Origin of the sequence: Noviherbaspirillum aerium, assembly GCF_008929045.1 — a bacterium.
Lineage (GTDB): Bacteria > Pseudomonadota > Gammaproteobacteria > Burkholderiales > Burkholderiaceae_D > Noviherbaspirillum > Noviherbaspirillum aerium.
This window is the reverse complement of record NZ_VFAH01000062.1, coordinates 1-2,412: the sequence shown is the minus strand read 5'-3', so window position 1 is coordinate 2,412 and position 2,412 is coordinate 1. Positions and strand designations below refer to the sequence as shown.

Below are 2,412 nucleotides of genomic sequence, written 5' to 3'. Positions count from 1 at the left end.
CAACGTGATCAGCGCCGACCTGCACACCGACGAGTCCACGCCGCACATGCAGATCACCGTCGTGCCGATCCGGGACGGCAAGCTCGATGCGAAGTCTTGGCTCGACGGTGCGGCCAGGTGCGCCGCATTCCGCAAGCGCCTGCATTCGGTGGTGGCCAAGCGGATCGCCTGCGAGTACACGCCAGGCGGCCCTGGAGGCGCTCCGCACGACCCGCGCAAGGCTGCGGGTGGTCCCGATGCCCCAAAGCCTTCCAGAGGCCTCCTGAGGGCCGCTATCGACGCCGTTGACGTGGTGCGAGAGGTATCTGCCATGCGACGGGAAATCAAGGCGCTGAAGGCCTCCATCCAGTCCTTGCACACGCGGGCACGTCAGCAGGAGCGGGCGGCCGAGCGTGATCGTGTCGAACGGCAGGAGGCCGAGCGGCGGGCGCGCAAGGCGGAGTCCGTCGAGCGCGATCTGCGGGCGCGGATCGCCCAGCTCGAGGCCGACCTGGCGAAGCGTGATCCGGGTCGCCGACCGGCGCCGGCGGCTGGCGCCCACCCTCGAAAAGGTTGACGCGCAGAACGGGTGTTTCGTCAAATCAACACCACGTAATTTGAATTCCGTGGCACGGTTTCTATGGTAGGATCGTTCCACCGAATTCAATTATGGTGGCACGGAATGGGACCAGCGAAGCCGTTGAACTTAGAGCAGTTCCGCGCCCTGGTGGGCGGCGGGGGAGTCCAGCCCGGTGGGCAGTCCGTCATCCTGCGGGCGCTTGGCGCGGACTGGATGATCGTTGCCCTGCAGCGCTCAGGCGGGGAGGTCGTGCTGTACGGGACCAACACCAAGCAGCCGCGCACCTTTGCCGATCCGCGCAATGCCCTGCTGCTGCTGCGTGAAATGGGAATCCGGGAGGCCCACATCGATGCCCGCGATTGGACCCCGGAGCAGCGTGGCCTCAAAACAACCCCCGCTGGGGGAAGGGCAAAAAAATAACTGCTGGAAAGGCAAAAGCCCTGTTGCTTTTCAGCAAACAGGGCTTTATGCTTGAATCAGGTTGTCCCTTGGAAACGCCAATTTCCGTGGGACGGTGCCGGGGTGTACGAGACCGCCGCCACACAGACTCCACAGTAGCAAAATTCTTGCACGGGTGCAATGCAAAGTAGGTAACGCCACCCGGTTCAGATTGGTCTCGTCGCACTCCCACCCTCGCCAGCTCACGCGTCCATGACCGTGCCATGCATACCTCTCTGGGGTGCTGCCTGACCACACCATGCTCGATCCGGCCGGCGGTGAACCAAGGGGGAGACGGATGGGATCTGCGGGTGCTCCCCCGCGCACGTCAGGACGTGCCCGCAGCCCGTGGAATGGGCGACCTGGCTACTGCACAGCGACCACGCCAAGCGCAGGCCCTGAAGCGATGGGCGGCTCCATACGGAGGTGTCATCGCAGGGCGAAACGGCAACCATGCTACCCCGGCGTGGTAGGGCTCGTTTCGCCCTTCGCTCCGAGCCCACCACCGGAGGGGGTGGGCGAAGGAGCGCTGTTAACGCCGTTGGGGTTGAAGGGGGAATTTTTTAAAATTGGGGCAAGGCGCGCAGCGCCGCGTCAGGCCGGAGGCAAACGTCGCGGGGAGCCGGTGGGCATACCCCGGCACCGGCGCAGCCGGATGTCCACACGCCAGTGTGGGCATCGGGGTTGTCCACGGGCGGGCGCGGGATCGTCAGACCGGGTGGCGCTCGTTAACGTCCGTCCGGAGAGTTACGCGCGCGCGCGCGAGCCGGTTGTTCGAAGGCGGCGGCGCAAGGCTTCTATCGCGGCGCGGCGTGTTAACGTCGATGTCTATTGGGGGTTGCCCCGCAGGGCTCCGACTTCGCGAAGCGAAGTGTTAGGAGAACACTTCGACGCGCCGAACACCCCACTGGGGAGGTCTCGATATGCTGTCGTTTTCCGCCGGCTGGACCAAGCACAACCGCACGTCGATCGGCATCGCCCGAGGGCACAACACGCGTGCGCATCCGACCGCCAGCCAGCTGCCCGAAAGCGCGTGGTTCACCCCAGAGGGGCGGCACGAAATCAAGGCGTGGGACGAGGGCGTCGTTAACCGCGCCAAGGCCCTTGCGAAGCGCAAGGACGCCGTGATTGCAATCGAGCTGTCGATCCAGGTCGGCAACCAGTCCGACTGGCGCGACATGCCCACGCCTGAGCATCCGGAGGGCCGCCCAAGGCCCGACATGCGCAAACACCTCAAGCCCCTTGCCAAGGCCGCGTACGAGGCCGCGGTGCGCGAGTTCGGCGAGGCCAACGTGATCAGCGCCGACCTGCACACCGACGAGTCCACGCCGCACATGCAGATCACCGTCGTGCCGATCCGGGACGGCAAGCTCGATGCGAAGTCTTGGCTCGACGGTGCGGCCAGGTGCGCCGCA

General features: G+C 65.6%; 3 protein-coding genes. All 3 read left to right on the top strand.

Translation table 11 applies throughout. The features are described 5' to 3' along the window. A partial coding sequence (locus FH061_RS30030; RefSeq protein ID WP_192805338.1) for a plasmid recombination protein occupies nucleotides 1-556 on the top strand: 556 nt, incomplete at its 5' end. Between the two features lie 105 nt (nucleotides 557-661). Further along, nucleotides 662-979 carry a hypothetical protein gene (locus tag FH061_RS30025; RefSeq protein WP_151639488.1) on the top strand — a complete coding sequence of 106 codons (318 nt, stop codon included), beginning with the start codon at nucleotides 662-664 and terminating at the stop codon, nucleotides 977-979. A gap of 941 nt (nucleotides 980-1,920) precedes the next feature. After that, nucleotides 1,921-2,412, top strand: a 492-nt coding sequence (locus FH061_RS30020) for a plasmid recombination protein (protein ID WP_192805337.1), incomplete at its 3' end; no start/stop codon positions are given.